The sequence below is a fragment of the Streptomyces kaniharaensis genome, from assembly GCF_009569385.1.
GTDB lineage: Bacteria > Actinomycetota > Actinomycetes > Streptomycetales > Streptomycetaceae > Kitasatospora > Kitasatospora kaniharaensis.
Window position 1 is genome coordinate 634,510 of record NZ_WBOF01000001.1, and the last position, 13,875, is coordinate 648,384.

Genomic DNA, 13,875 nt, shown 5'->3' on the forward strand with positions numbered 1-13,875 from the left:
CGCGTGCGGCTGTCGCCCAACCGCCTCTCGGCCCCTCGGTCAGGAGTGCCCCGGCGGCACCCTTCGCGGCGTCGGGGCCGAGCCTGCCAGATGCCCCGCGCTGCGACAAGACGTTCGTCCCGCCCCCTACTCCACGTCCGCCGCCCGCCACTGCGGGTGCTCGCGGCGCGCATCTGCCGTCCCTGCTGCGCGGAGTGCCCGCCGAGTGACGCTTCGGGCGACGACACAGAGCAGCGCCACGCCGTAGCCCTCGATCCCACCGCCCAGGTACAGGTACTGCCCGGCCGCCGGGACGGCCAGCCACTCCCAGCGGCCGTCCAGCGCGACCAGCGCCACGACCAGCAGTCCGTACCACGGGTAGGACGGCGCCACGACCAGCAGTGCCGTCCCGGTGACCAGCAGCGCTCCCGACCACGGCCGGGCCGGGTCGCCGCGCCGCAGCACACACAGCACCACGCCCGCCACCACGGCCCCAGCCGCCCACGGCAGCAGCACGTCCGGCAGGACCAGCGCCAGCAGCCCGAACCGCTCGAGGTGCCCCTGCTCGTACCCCTCCTCCTTGAGGTAGCCCGGCAGGTACCCGAGAACCCCGGCACCCGACGCTGCCACGTACGGCAGGTAGGCGGCAGCGAAGGCCGCCAACGCCGCGCCCAGTACCGGCAGTGCCCGCCGGGGACCACCGGACAGCGCGCCCGGCAGTGCCAGCCCCGGCAGCAGCTTGACTGCCGCCGCCGCACCCAACAGCGCTCCCCCTCCCACCCCCCGCCGCAGCGCCACACACCCGAGCCCCGCCACCAGCAGCAACGCGCCAAGCGTGTCCACGTGCGCGTCGTTCACCGACCACACCGTCGCACCCGGGCACCACCCCCACAGCGCCGCCCGCCGGCTCCCCGGCCCGACCACCAGCAGCGCCCCCGTCGTCGCCACCGCCAGCAGCGCACCGGCCGCCTGCACCCCGCGCACGCCGCCTCCGAACGGGTGCACGGCGAGGAACCACGCCTCCGCGACCGGCGGGTAAACGGTGTGCACGGCAGGCCGGTTGATCCGGGTGCAGTCCCCGGCCGCCGTCCGCCGCTCGTCCCACCCGTCGCACGGCCCGCCCGCCGGCCAGAGCCCCGGGTCGCGCAGGCGGGCGAGCGCCGGGTCGTCCGGGGTGTGCGCGTACGGGGAGATCCCGGCGGCCTGCACCCGGCCGTCCCAGACGTACCGGTAGGCATCGTCGCTGGTGCGCGGCGGCGCGAGCAGGCCGACGGCGGCCACCGCGACGCTGCCCGCCAGCACCAGCGGCACGACCTGACGCTCCGGCACCCGCCTCAGCAGCAGCACCGCGAGCGCGAACAGCCCGGCGTCGACGGCGTACCAGGCGTACAGCGGCGCGCGATGGCCGAGCGTGCCGCCGCCGGTGACGGTCAGCGAGAGCGCGCCGACCAGGGCGGCCAGCGCGAGCAGGCAGGGGAGGAATCGGGTGAGCACGCGACCACCCTCCCACCGGCTGTCGGCCACCGGCCGCAGCGGCATGGCGCCGTTCGGATTCCGTAAGCACGTCGGAGCACCACAACACGGCCGACGGGCGGTTCCATGAAACGGTGACCCCGAATCCCCCCGGCGCGCGCCGTCGTTACGATCTCCCGTTGCCCCCGCCGCCCGTGCTTCTCCGCCGCGGTCCGTTCCGCGAAGGGGCATTCCGGTCGCCGCTGCACGAGCCGCGCACCACCGTGGTGCTCGGCCGCTGGCTGGGCGCGGCGCTGCTGGTCTGCTTCCTGACCGGCCTGGTCAGCCACGCTCTCCAGGATCCGCCGGGCTGGCTCCTCCCGTACCTCCAGAGCCGGCCGGTGAACGGCTACCGGGTCACCCAAGGGCTGCACGTCATCAGCGGCATCGCCGCCATCCCGCTGCTCGGGGCGAAGCTGTGGACGGTCTACCCGCGGCTGTTCGAGTGGCCGCCGGCACGCAGTGTGCTGCACGCGCTGGAGCGGCTGGGCATCTTCGCGCTCGTCTCGGCAATGCTGCTGGAGCTGTTCACCGGGCTGTTCAACACCCTGCAGTGGTACCCATGGCCGTTCCCGTTCCGGCAGACGCACTTCTGGCTGGGCTGGCTGGCCACCGGTGGCCTGCTGGTCCACATCGCCGCCAAGGGCACGCTGATCGCGCGGAACTGGCACCGACCGGCAGTCGGGCTGCCGCAGCGACGGGCGTTCCTCACCGCGGTGACCGCCGCCGTCGGCGCCGTGACCCTCACCACGGCCGGGCAGACCGTGCCGTTCCTCGGCGGTCTGGACCTGCTCGCCCCGCGCCGTCCGGACGTCGGCCCGCAGGGGCTGCCGGTGAACCGCACGGCCGCCCAGGCCGGCACGGTCACCGTCCCGGCCGACTGGCGGCTGCGCGTGGACGGGCCCCGCCCGTATCAGCTGACGCTCGCCGAACTGGCACAACTCCCTCAGTACGAGGTCGAGTTGCCGATCTCCTGCGTGGAGGGCTGGAGCGCCTCGGCCCGGTGGACCGGGGTCCGGATCGCCGATCTGATGGAACGGGCGGGCGCCCCGGCCGGGGCCTCACTGCGGGTCACCTCGCTGGAGGCCGCCGGGCCGTACCGGGTGACGGAGATGCCGCCCGACTACTGCGTCGACCCGCTCTCGCTGCTCGCCCTGCGGGTCAACGGCGAGGTGCTGGCGGCCGACCACGGCTACCCGGCCCGGATCATCGCGCCGAACCGGCCCGGGGTCCTGCAGACCAAGTGGGTCGAACGGATCGAGGTGCTCTGATGCCCCGGTGGCTGCGCGCGGCACTGCTGCTCGGCGGGCTCGCCCTGATCGCCTACGGCCTCTCCGGCCTGCTCGCCGACTCCTACATCACCGACCCGTTCGACGTCCTGGTCTGGGCGGTCGGCGCGGTGCTCCTGCACGACGGACTGTGGGTGCCGCTGCTCTGCCTGGTCGGCGCGTCCTTCGCGCGCGGGCCGGTGCTGCGCGGCTGGCTGGTCGTCGCGGCGGCGGTGACGGCCGTCGGGCTGCCGGCCGTGCTGCGCGACGGCACGAACCACGGCAACTCCTCGGTGCTGCCGCTGCCGTACCTGCGCAACTGGCTGCTGGTGCTGGCCGCCACCGCCGGGCTCGCGCTGCTGATCGCGGCGGCCCGGCGGTGGCGCTCCCAGGGTTTCTCGTTCAGGCGCCGGAGACGACGCCCGGCAGACCCGTCGTGAGCCCGTCCAGGGCGTGCGAGCAGACGCAGTCGCGGTCGGCCGGCAGACTCTCCAGAGCCTTGAACAGCACCGAGCGCAGCCGGTCGACGTTCCCCGCGAAGACCTTCAGCACCTCCGCGTGGGTGACGCCCTCGCCGCTCTCCACGCCCGCGTCGAGGTCCGTCACCAGCGCCAACGACGTGTAGCAGAGCCCGAGTTCGCGGGCCAGCACGGCCTCGGGGTGGCCGGTCATGCCGACCACAGACCAGCCGTTCGCGGTGAACCAGCGGGACTCGGCGCGGGTGGAGAAGCGCGGGCCCTCGATCACCACGAGGGTCCCGCCGTCCACCGGCTCCCAGGCGGCGTCGCGCGCCGCGTCCAGGGCCGCCCGCCGTCCGCCCGGGCAGTACGGGTCGGCCATCGACACGTGCACCACCTCGGGGAGCGTGCCGTCCGGCAGCGGCAGCCCGTCGTAGTAGGTCTGCACCCGGCCGGAGGTGCGGTCGACGAACTGGTCCGGCACCAGCAGCGTGCCCGGCCCGTACTCCGGCCGCAGCCCGCCCACCGCGCACGGCCCGAGCACCTGGCGCACGCCCAGCGAGTGCAGCGCCCACAGGTTGGCCCGGTAGTTGATCCGGTGCGGCGGCAGGCCGTGGCCCCGCCCGTGCCGGGGCAGGAAGGCGACCCTGCGGCCCGCGACCTCGCCGAGGAACAGCGCGTCGCTCGGCGGCCCGTACGGCGTGTCGACCCGCACCTCGGTCACGTCGTCCAGCAGCGCGTACAGCCCGGAGCCGCCGATCACGCCCAGTTCGGCGTGCGGCGTTTCCTGATCGATCGTCATCGTTCGTGCCCTTCCTCGGGAGGCGTCCCGGCCACTCTAGGAGGCCGCGGGCGCGGCGTGGCCGGGGGCCGTCTTACGGTTGCCGAACGGCTGGTGCGGCCGAACGGCTGGTACGGCCGAACGGCCGCGAGCCGGCCGAGTGCCAACGGGCGGCCGACCGGGTGACTTGCCGGACGTGTCGGCGGCGGTTCGCCCCACCCGGCGTGCGTCGGTTGGGACAGCGCCGCCTCCGAACGGTGCACGCCCTGTCCCCGGACCTGAGAGCCGCCCATGCCTCCCACCGCGCGTCTCCGCCGCCTCGCCCCCACCGCCGCCCTGTGCGCCATCGCCGTAGCCCTCACCGCCCCAACGGCCCAGGCCGCGCCGCCGGGCCGCGACACCGGGACCGACCCCGGGAGCTACGACTGGGATCGCGTGGCGTCCTGCGAGAGCAGCGGCAACTGGCACATCAACACCGGCAACGGCTACTTCGGCGGCCTCCAGTTCGACAAGCCGACCTGGCGCGAGAACGGCGGCCTCGACTACGCCCCGCGCGCCGACCTCGCCAGCCGCGAGCAGCAGATCGCCGTCGCCCAGCACCTCGCCGACCGCCGCGGCCTCAGGCCCTGGCCGGTCTGCGGCGCCCGCGCCACCGGCAGCCACGGCCACGACCGCGCCCGAAACCGCGACCGAGACCAGGAGCGTGAGCAGAACCATGACGCCGCCGCCCCGCCGCCGACCGCGACGCCCGCGGTGACGCCCGCCACGGCGATCGACTCGGCCTCCGGTGAGTGGCGGGTCCGCGAGGGCGACACCCTGGGCGACATCGCCGAGACCCTCCGCATCGCCGGCGGCTGGCCCGCCCTCTACGAGCTCAACCGCAACACCGTCGGCAAGGACCCGGACCTCATCCAGCCGGGCATGCGCCTGCGTCTGCCCTCCTGACCCGCCCGCCGTGCCGCCCACGCCCTCCCGGGGGCGTGGGCGGCACGGCTGCTTCGAGCAGCCCCCGGAACGCCGTCGGCCCGCCCGGTCACCAGGACCGGACGGGCCGACGTGGCGCTCGGACCGCTACCCCACGTGGACGCGCGGACGGCGGCCGCGGTCCGGCTCGGCCTCGCGCAGCACCTCGCGGGTGACCGGGGCGACCTCGCCCTGGCCGAACAGGAAGAACCGCAGGAACTGGGCGAACGGGTTGCCCTCGGTCCACTCGAAGTAGAGGTGCGGCCGCTGGCCGGTGCGGTCCCGGACGGTGAGCGCCAGGGCGGCGATCGCGTTCGGGATGCTGGAGCTCTCCAGCGTCAGCACCCGGTAGCGGCCGTGCAGCACCTCGCCGCGGACGGTCAGCTCGGCCTCGAAGTCCGACGCGTCGCGGACGGTCACCTCGACGAAGACCAGGTCGTCCTCGCCCGGGATGTCGTTGTCGGCCCGGATCTGCCGGATCTTGTCGCGGTACTCGGCGACGTCCCGGTTGCTCGGCTCGTTGGCGATCAGGCGCAGCGGGCGGTGCGCGTAGTCGCGGATGAAGCGCTCGGCGACGTCATCCAGGACCACGTTGGTGACGCGCAGCTCGAAGGCGCGCTTGAGCCGGGAGAGCAACGAGATCAGGATGATGCCCGCGATGAAGCAGGCACCGATCTTCAGACCGTCCGGCCGTTCCATGCAGTTCAGCACGGTGGTGTACAGGAACACCACCGCGATGACGGCAAACGCGACGGTCCAGCCGCGCTGGCGCTTTTTGTACGCGGCGATGGTAACCGCAATGGCCGCCGAGCTCATCAGCACCAGCACGCCGGTCGCATAGGCGCCGCCCTGGGCGTCGACGTCCGCGTCGAAGATCCAGGTGATCAGGAAGGCGATGAGAGTGAGGACGATCACCGTCGGGCGCACCGCGCGCGCCCAGTGCGGCGCCATGCCGTAGCGCGGCAGGTAGCGGGGCAGCAGGTTGAGCATGCCCGCCATGGCGGAGGCGCCGGCGAACCAGAGGATGACGATGGTGGACAGGTCGTAGATGCTGCCGAAGGTGCCGCCCAGGTACTCGTGGGCCAGGTACGCCAGGGCTCGGCCGTTGGCCTCGCCGCCGGTCTCGAACTCCTTGGCCGGGATGAGCAGCGTGGTGATGAAGCTGGTGGCGATCAGGTAGGCGCTCATGATCACGGCGGCGGTGGTGAGCAGCTTGCGGGTGCCGCGGATCCGGCCCGCCGGGTCGGTATCGGTGTCGCCCGGGTCGCCCTGGATGTGCGGCATCACGGCGACACCGGTCTCGAAGCCGGACATGCCCAGCGCCAGCTTCGGGAACAGCACCAGCGCCACGCCGACCATCAGGATGGGGTTCCCGTGCTGGGTGGTCAGCGCGTCCGTCCAGTCGGTGACCACGTGCGGAGCCTGGATGATCTTCCAGAGGCCGACCACGACCACGACCACGTTGAGCGCCAGGTAGATCCCGACCAGCGCGACGGCCAGGCCGATCGCCTCACTGAAGCCCTTCAGGAAGACACCGCCGAGCAGCGCCACGAGAAGCAGCGTGATCAGCACCTGCTTGCCGCCGAGGACGCCGGTCAAATGCGGGTTCTCGACCAGGTGCGCGCTGGCGTCGGCGGCCGAGAGCGTGATCGTGATGATGAAGTCCGTCGCCGCGAAGCCGAGCAGGGCGAGCACGAACAGCTTGCCCTTCCAGAAGGACAGCAGCCGCTCCAGCATCGAGATCGAGCCCTCGCCGTGCGGGCTCTCCTGGGCGACCCGCCGGTAGACCGGCAGCGCGCCCAGCAGGGTCACGATCACCAGCACGATCGTCGCGATCGGCGACAGCACCCCGGCCGCGAGCGCGGCGATTCCCGGCTGATAGCCGAGCGTGGAGAAGTAGTCGACGCCGGTCAGGCACATCACCCGCCACCAGCTCTGGCGGGCGTGCGCCGTTGCCGGGGCCGAGGAGGCCGGTGCCTCCGCGCCGTCCCCGTGCTCGCCCTTGGCCACGGACTGGTCCGCGAGCAGCCAGTTACGGAGGCGTATTCGCGCCGACGGCGCGACCGCCGCCGGCGGCGGCGCCGCCTCCACCGTCCCCGTCTCCGTCGAACCCGACGAAACCACTGTGCACCTCTTGTTTAAAGACCCCGTAAAAGCGCCGTCGGGCGACGGCAGTGCGCCAGGCTATGCGACTGGCGTCAAGGACGCGTCATTGGCCCGCGTTAAGAAAACGTCATGGTGGGGGCGCCTTGGCGCACGTGGCGCAGGTGTGGCCGCGCGGGTGAACCGGGTGCCACAGCCGCGTCGCGTTCCGTGACTTCAGCCGCATCCGCACGGCGGTCGGCGCACGGACACCGAGGGCCGTCCGGTACGCCGTGTCGCCGCCGGGTGTGTTCACCCTCTTGTCTGGTGCAATTTCACATTGCTATGTTACGGCTCGCGTCGAGGACGGCCGCGACCCCACCACCCGTCCCCGGCCCCGCAGTTCCGACCGGAACCCACGGTCCTGCACCACCGCACCGCCCTGCCACTTCCCCCTCCAGGAGATTCGGTGTCAACTTCCCGTGCCACCAAGCGCGTTCTGTTCGCAGCCGCCATGGCCGCCACCCTCACCCTGCCCGCCCTGCAGAGCGCCCAGGCACTCACCCCCGCACCCGCCGTGACCGCAACGCCCAAGGCCACTCCCACTCCTGACGTACCGTCGAGCACCGCCTACGACGACGTCGACCACCTCGGCACCGACGCGGCCAAGCCCGGTGCCCCCGCACCGGCCCCCGGCGGCGGCTCCCTCGGCACCTCGCTGATCCCCGGCCTGCTGCCCGACCACGTCGGCGCCCCCGCCCCGACCGCCCCCCAGGCCGCCGGCACCGGCAACGCCACCCCCGCGCCCACCACCGCCGCGGGCGTGCCGTGCACCGTCGACGGCATGACCGGTCTCGGCGCCGACCAACTCGTCGCCTTCCTCAGCGACCCCGCCGTGACCGCCGACGGCTGCCTGCGCGGCGTCATCTGGACCTGGGACGCCCGCTTCACCACCGCCATGGACAACGCCCACGTCCAGGCCGTCGCCCGCCGGATCACCCAGCTCTCCGCCACCGATGACGGCACCGGCGCCTCACACCTCTACGAGCTGTGGACGTACCTGCACGCCACCGTCTACCACGCCTTCAGCCACCACGAGCTGAACGTCACCGAGCCCACCACCCTGGCCGCCGTCCAGCAGGCGATCGACGCGTACGCGGGCAGCGCGCACGCCTTCGACCGCACCGACCTCGCCGCCGACATCCTCCGCGAGGCCGCCATCACCGCCGGCAGCGACGGCCTGCGCCAGCGCAACCTCCCGCTCGCCCAGCGCATCCTCGGCGTCCTCGCCCCCGGCACCACCCTCGCCGGCAGCCGCCCGTGGGGCAACGCCGTCCTCCAGGCGCTCAACCTCAACTACCTCGGCATCTACAACCAGGACCCGGCCTTCCTCGCCGCCGTCGCCGCGAACGCCGACTACCGCGCCGCGTTCCGCGCCTACGCCTCCTGGACCCACCTCAAGGGCACGGCCAACGCCTGGGCCGCCCGTGACGCCGTCGCCGAGTACGGCCGCTTCGGCCAGGTCCCGGCCCTGCACGACAGCACCGTCGCCGACCTCGGCCGGCTCATCGACGCCACCAAGGCCGCGTTCGGCGAGTGGTCCGACCCGTGGGCCAAGGCCATCGGCTGGGCCAACACCTACGGCGTCTGCAAGCAGTACGGCATCTGCATCGCCGACCTCGAGAACAAGCTCTTCCCCCACACGTACACCTACGACAACGGCGCCATCGAGGTCCGCACCGCCCTCGACAAGGCCACCGTCGACCAGATGTACTACGCCAGCAAGCAGGTCAAGAGCCAGTACTTCCGCGTCCTCGGCACCGACCAGCCGCTGGCCGGCGACGTCAACACCACCCTGCACATCCACCTGTACGCCTCGCGCGCCGACTACGAGGTCTACCACCCGATCCTCACCGGCTACAGCACCAACAACGGCGGCATCTACATCGAACGCGGCGCCACCTTCTACACCTACCAGCGGCGCGTCCCGCAGGACTCCATGCTCACCCTCGAAGAGCTCTTCCGCCACGAGTACGTCCACTACCTCAACGGCCGCTGGGCGGTGCCCGGCTACTTCGGCGACCCGCGCTGGTACGCCGACGACAAGACCACCGCCATGGACGAGGGCACCGCCGAGTTCTTCGACGGCTCCACCCGCGACCAGGGCATCCTGGTCCGCAAGTCCCTCGTCCAGAAGCTCGCCTCCGACGAGGCCAAGGGCATCCCGCGCATGACGGTCGCCCAGCTCCTGCACGCCCGGTACACGGACACCCCGGCCTTCCACTTCTACAACTACGCCGGCACCTTCTTCGAGTTCCTCTGGCTCAAGCACCCCTCGCTCCTACGCGAGATGTACGGCTACCAGCGCGCCGACAACCCCGCCGGCTTCGACGCCTGGCGCGACCGCCTCGGCGCCGACACCGCCCTGCAGGCCGAGTACTTCGCCTTCCTCGACGAGCAGATCAGGAAGGTCGACACCCTCTACGTCCCCTCCACCTCCTACATCCCGAACGACCAACTCGACCTCGCCGGGGCCTCCGACGTCCAGGCCGCCATCACCGACGCCACCGGGTCCACCCCCACCTGCAAGAACAACGGGGACTGGGCCAACAAGCCGATGCGCTTCATCTGCACGGGCCGCATCACCGCCAACCTCACCGACACCACCAACCCGGACAAGGTCTTCAAGGACATGTCCGACACCGTCGACTACTTCATCCTCGCCCGCACCAAGGACGTCGACGACGCCAACAACCTCAACGACATGAACTGCACCTTCGGCAAGGTCGACCTCTGGTCCACCGGCCGGGCCGGCACCGCCGACTACACCTGCGAAGGCCCTCTCCGCCGCTGACCCCACGAATCCCCGGGCGCGGTACGGACGGTGGGATCCGTACCGCGCCCGGGTCTTCCCCTACCCCGGGGCACGGTGCTCCCCCGAGGCCGCAACCCGGACCGGACCCTGAGGAGCGGCCCCTAAGGGCGTAGACACGCCGGTCGCAGGGCATGGCCACGTCGTAGGAGCCGGCCGCGAGTCATGAGAAGGTGCCACCCATGAAGGTGATCGATCTCGTTCTCAATGTCCTCTGGTTGATCTTCTGCGGCATCTGGATGGCCATCGGCTACGTGATCGCCGGAATCATCTGCTTCATCCTCATCATTACAATTCCATTCGGCATTGCCGCGTTCCGCATCGCCGGCTACGTGCTGTGGCCCTTCGGGCGGACCACGGTCGAGCGACGCGACGCCGGGGCGGCGTCCTGCGTCGGCAACACGCTCTGGCTGATCTTCGCCGGGTGGTGGCTGGCCCTCGCGCACCTGGTCACCAGCATCCCGCTGTTCCTGTCGATCATCGGCATCCCCTTCGGCTGGGCCAACCTCAAGATGATCCCGATCTCCCTCACCCCGCTCGGCCGCGAGATCGTCCCCACCGACCAGCGCTTCGCCGGCTGGTAGGCCGAAAGCACCCGCCGGTGGTTGTGGGGGCCGGCTTTGGTGTCAGAGGCCGAGGATCTCGGTGGCCATGGCGCGCATCTCGACCTTGCGGATCTTGCCGGTGACGGTCATCGGAAACTCGTCGACCACGTGGACGTAGCGCGGGATCTTGACGTGGGCGAGGCGGCCGGTGCAGTAGGCACGGACGGTCTCGGCGGTGAGGGGTCCGGCGCCGTCGCGCAGGCGGATCCAGGCCATGAGTTCCTCGCCGTACGTGGGATCGGGGACGCCGATGACCTGGACGTCGAGGATGTCGGGGTGGGTGTGGAGGAACTCCTCGATCTCACGCGGGTAGAGGTTCTCGCCGCCGCGGATGACCATGTCCTTGATGCGGCCGGTGATGCCGATGTAGCCGTCGTCGTCCATGACGGCGAGGTCGCCGGTGTGCATCCAGCGGGCGGCGTCGACGACTTCGGCGGTGCGTTCCGGTTCGCCCCAGTAGCCGAGCATGACGGAGTAGCCGCGGGTGCAGAGTTCGCCGGGTTCGCCGCGGGGGACGGTGCGGCCGGTGGCCGGGTCGACGACCTTGACCTCCAGGTGCGGGCCGACCCGGCCGACGGTGGAGACGCGGCGCTCGACGGAGTCGTCCGCGCGGGTCTGGGTGGAGACGGGCGAGGTCTCGGTCATGCCGTAGCAGATGGAGACCTCGGCCATGCCCATCCGGCCCATGACGTCCTTCATGACCTCGGTCGGGCAGGGGGCGCCGGCCATGATGCCGGTGCGCAGGCTGGTGAGGTCGTGGCGCTCGAAGTCGGGGTCGGCCAGTTCGGCGATGAACATGGTCGGCACGCCGTACAGCGAGGTGCAGCGTTCGGCGGCGACGGCGGCCAGGGTGGCGCCGGGTTCGAAGGAGGGGGCCGGGATGACCATGCAGGCGCCGTGCGAGGTGGCGGCGAGGTTGCCCATGACCATGCCGAAGCAGTGGTAGAAGGGGACGGGGATGCAGATCCGGTCCTGCTCGGTGTAGTTGAGCAGCTCGCCGACGAAGTAGCCGTTGTTGAGGATGTTGTGGTGCGACAGGGTCGCGCCCTTGGGGAAGCCGGTCGTGCCCGAGGTGTACTGGATGTTGATCGGGTCGTCCGGGGCCAACTCCCGCCGCCGGTCGGCGAGCGGTGACGGGTCGGCCTGCCGTCCGGCGGCGAGGAGAGCGTCCCACGCGGGGCTGCCGAGGAGGACGACCCGCTCCAACTCCTTGCAGCGGGGAAGGACTTCGTCGATCATCGCGGCGTAGTCGGAGGTCTTGAACCGTTCGGCGGCGACCAGCAGGCGGATGCCGGCCTGGTTGAGCACGTACTCCAACTCGTGCGAACGGTACGCCGGGTTGACGGTGACCAGGATCGCGCCGAGCTTGGCGGTGGCGTACTGGGTGAGCGTCCACTCGGCGCAGTTGGGGGCCCAGATGCCGACCCGGTCGCCCTTGGCGATGCCGAGGCCGAGCAGGCCGAGGGCCAGGGCGTCGACGTCGGCGGCGAGTTCGGCGTACGTCCAGCGGCGGGCGGTGGCGCGGTCGACCAGGGCGTCCTGCTCGGGGAAGGCGCGGACGGCGCGGTCGAGGTTCTCCCCGATCGTGTCGCCGAGCAGCGGGACGTCCGAGGTCCCCGACGAGTAGCTCCGTGCGGACGTCGTTGTCGACACGATGGGCCTCCTGGCTGAAGCAACGAAACGATGTCGCGATACGGCAGCGCGGCCGACCCGGCAGGAACCATGATCCGCGCCACGCCGGTCCCTCACCACCCCCGTTTGGGGGTGGTGAGCGTGATCGTCTCGGGCCGCCGGGCGGGGGCGCCTCGGGCACTCCGGCGATCATTCGTTCTCGCCTTTCCCGGTGCCCGGGTCACCAACCTCCGGTGGCTGACATGCTCCTGTCGGCCACGTCTCCGCGCCGGGCCGGCGAGATCGTCCTGTGATCTCGCCGCGCTCGCGCGGCGAAAAACCGCCCTTGGGCTGAAAGTAAGAATCAGGTTAGGTTCTCCTCAGCCCGCATGGTCAAATCGAGCCACCTCCGCGGCGGGCTCGATCGACCGGCTGCGGACGCGGCCGACGAGGTGTCATCCCACGTCCGGCCGTGCGCGGGGTGGTCCAGAAACCGCCCGGAAGCGCCCTTTATTCCCGAATACGAACATCCACCGACCCCCCACCCACCGGAGGACTACGAATGGCTGCTTTCCCCGGCCGGCCACAGGTCCCGCGCCCGTCTCCGGGCACGGCCACGCCGGTCAGTGCCGCCGCCGCCCCCGCGGCCGGCGGCTTGACAACAGTGCAGGTCGCAACGGTCACCACCACGTTCGCGAGCGTCCCGGGCCGCCCCCGCCAAGCGGCGGGGTTCGGGCGCCGCACGACCGGATATCGTCCCGCCCGGCGCCCGGAGGCCCTGCACCGGAATGCCGAAACCGGCCCGGCCACAGGAACCGTCCGAAATTCGTTCACGGTCCACCACACCGCCGGACGGCTTCGCAGCGGTCGTTCCGCCGCCCGTTGTCGGGCCGCGGTCGCTCCGAGTCGATATCCGGAGAAGGAGAATCGGTTTTCCGCCACCCGTTTCAGGGCTCGGAGCGTCCACCGCGCCGTATTGACCGGCAAACCGGGGTCGCTCCACTCGTCGGTCATTCGTGCCTGTCGCCACCGGGGGTCAATCGTGTCACCTGTCAACACCCGTCCGACGGTCCTGGTCGTCGAGGGAAACGTTTTGCTGCGCACGGGGCTCCGGGCGCTGCTGTCCGCCGAGAGCGACCTCGCCCTCCACGCCGCCGTGGGCGACGTGGACCAGGCGCTGGAGGTCCTCGCGGGGCAGCGGGTGGACGTCGTGGTGTACGGGGCGGGCGAGTCGGCGGCCGACACCGAGCGGGCCCTCGGGCGGCTGCTCGACCGGGGCGCCCGGGTGGTCGTGCTGAGCCGTCAGGAGCGCCCGGGCGAGATGGAGATGTACCTCAATTCCGGGGTGAGCGCCTACCTGACCGAGGACGCCGCCGGCGAGTGCCTGTGCCCGGTGATCCGGGGCCTGACCGCCGACCGGGAGCGGGTGTACATCATGGCCTCGCGCTCCGGCCTCGGCTGGATGGCCGGCCAGCGCGGCGGGCAGCTCTCCGGCCGGGAGCGCGAGGTCATGGGGCTGGTCGCGAACGGGCTGAGCAACTCGGACATCGCCGGGCGGCTCTGCATCTCGCCCGGGACGGTCAAGCGCCATCTCCGGAACGTCTTCGTCAAGCTCAACGCGGTCTCCCGGATCGACGCCGTCAACAAGGCCCGGGCCGCCGCCATGCTGGTGCCGGCGGGCCACCGGGCCTGACCGGGCCCGCCCGACCAGCAGGTTCGGCCGGCGGGCCCGGGCAGTGGGCCC

Annotated in this window: 10 protein-coding genes; 6 read left to right on the top strand and 4 right to left on the bottom strand. The window is 71.9% G+C overall.

The genetic code is table 11. From position 1 onward, the window contains the following. Positions 1–126 precede the first annotated feature (126 nt). A complete protein-coding gene (locus F7Q99_RS42440; protein ID WP_195910983.1) occupies positions 127–1,473 on the bottom strand; it encodes a hypothetical protein in 1,347 nt (448 codons plus the stop codon). Positions 1,474–1,631: 158 nt separating this feature from the next. Between F7Q99_RS42440 and F7Q99_RS02840 the strand changes: the two genes are divergently transcribed. Continuing rightward, the gene (locus tag F7Q99_RS02840) at positions 1,632–2,762 is read left to right on the top strand and encodes a molybdopterin-dependent oxidoreductase (protein ID WP_153459924.1); all 1,131 of its coding nucleotides are present in this window, start codon (positions 1,632–1,634) and stop codon (positions 2,760–2,762) included. Then, positions 2,762–3,199 carry a hypothetical protein gene (locus tag F7Q99_RS02845; protein ID WP_153459925.1) on the top strand — a complete coding sequence of 146 codons (438 nt, stop codon included), beginning with the start codon at positions 2,762–2,764 and terminating at the stop codon, positions 3,197–3,199. The genes F7Q99_RS02840 and F7Q99_RS02845 overlap by 1 nt, the downstream gene beginning before the upstream one ends. On the opposite strand, the gene F7Q99_RS02850 is transcribed toward F7Q99_RS02845, so the two are convergent. Beyond that, a complete protein-coding gene (locus tag F7Q99_RS02850) occupies positions 3,162–4,019 on the bottom strand; it encodes an S-methyl-5'-thioadenosine phosphorylase (RefSeq protein WP_153459926.1) in 858 nt (285 codons plus the stop codon). The genes F7Q99_RS02845 and F7Q99_RS02850 overlap by 38 nt on opposite strands. Positions 4,020–4,289: 270 nt before the next feature. Between F7Q99_RS02850 and F7Q99_RS43025 the strand changes: the two genes are divergently transcribed. Then, a complete protein-coding gene (locus F7Q99_RS43025; protein ID WP_153459927.1) occupies positions 4,290–4,943 on the top strand; it encodes a transglycosylase family protein in 654 nt (217 codons plus the stop codon). A gap of 126 nt (positions 4,944–5,069) precedes the next feature. On the opposite strand, the gene F7Q99_RS02860 is transcribed toward F7Q99_RS43025, so the two are convergent. Then, positions 5,070–6,881 carry an APC family permease gene (locus F7Q99_RS02860; RefSeq protein ID WP_153465731.1) on the bottom strand — a complete coding sequence of 604 codons (1,812 nt, stop codon included), beginning with the start codon at positions 6,879–6,881 and terminating at the stop codon, positions 5,070–5,072. A gap of 631 nt (positions 6,882–7,512) precedes the next feature. On the opposite strand from F7Q99_RS02860, the gene F7Q99_RS02865 reads away from it, so the two are divergent. Both F7Q99_RS02865 and F7Q99_RS02870 read left to right on the top strand, forming a co-directional pair. Beyond that, positions 7,513–9,897 (top strand): collagenase, encoded by a 2,385-nt coding sequence (locus F7Q99_RS02865; protein ID WP_326846183.1) that lies wholly within the window; start codon positions 7,513–7,515, stop codon positions 9,895–9,897. Between the two features lie 200 nt (positions 9,898–10,097). Further along, a complete protein-coding gene (locus F7Q99_RS02870; RefSeq protein ID WP_153459928.1) occupies positions 10,098–10,499 on the top strand; it encodes a YccF domain-containing protein in 402 nt (133 codons plus the stop codon). Positions 10,500–10,541: 42 nt separating this feature from the next. Here F7Q99_RS02870 and F7Q99_RS02875 read toward each other — a convergent pair whose 3' ends face one another. Then, positions 10,542–12,173, bottom strand: coding sequence for an AMP-binding protein (locus F7Q99_RS02875; protein ID WP_326846184.1), 1,632 nt, complete (start codon positions 12,171–12,173; stop codon positions 10,542–10,544). 1,000 nt (positions 12,174–13,173) lie between these two features. Between F7Q99_RS02875 and F7Q99_RS02880 the strand changes: the two genes are divergently transcribed. Continuing rightward, positions 13,174–13,824, top strand: a complete 651-nt coding sequence (locus F7Q99_RS02880) for a response regulator transcription factor (protein ID WP_153459929.1) — start codon at positions 13,174–13,176, stop codon at positions 13,822–13,824. Positions 13,825–13,875 lie beyond the last annotated feature (51 nt).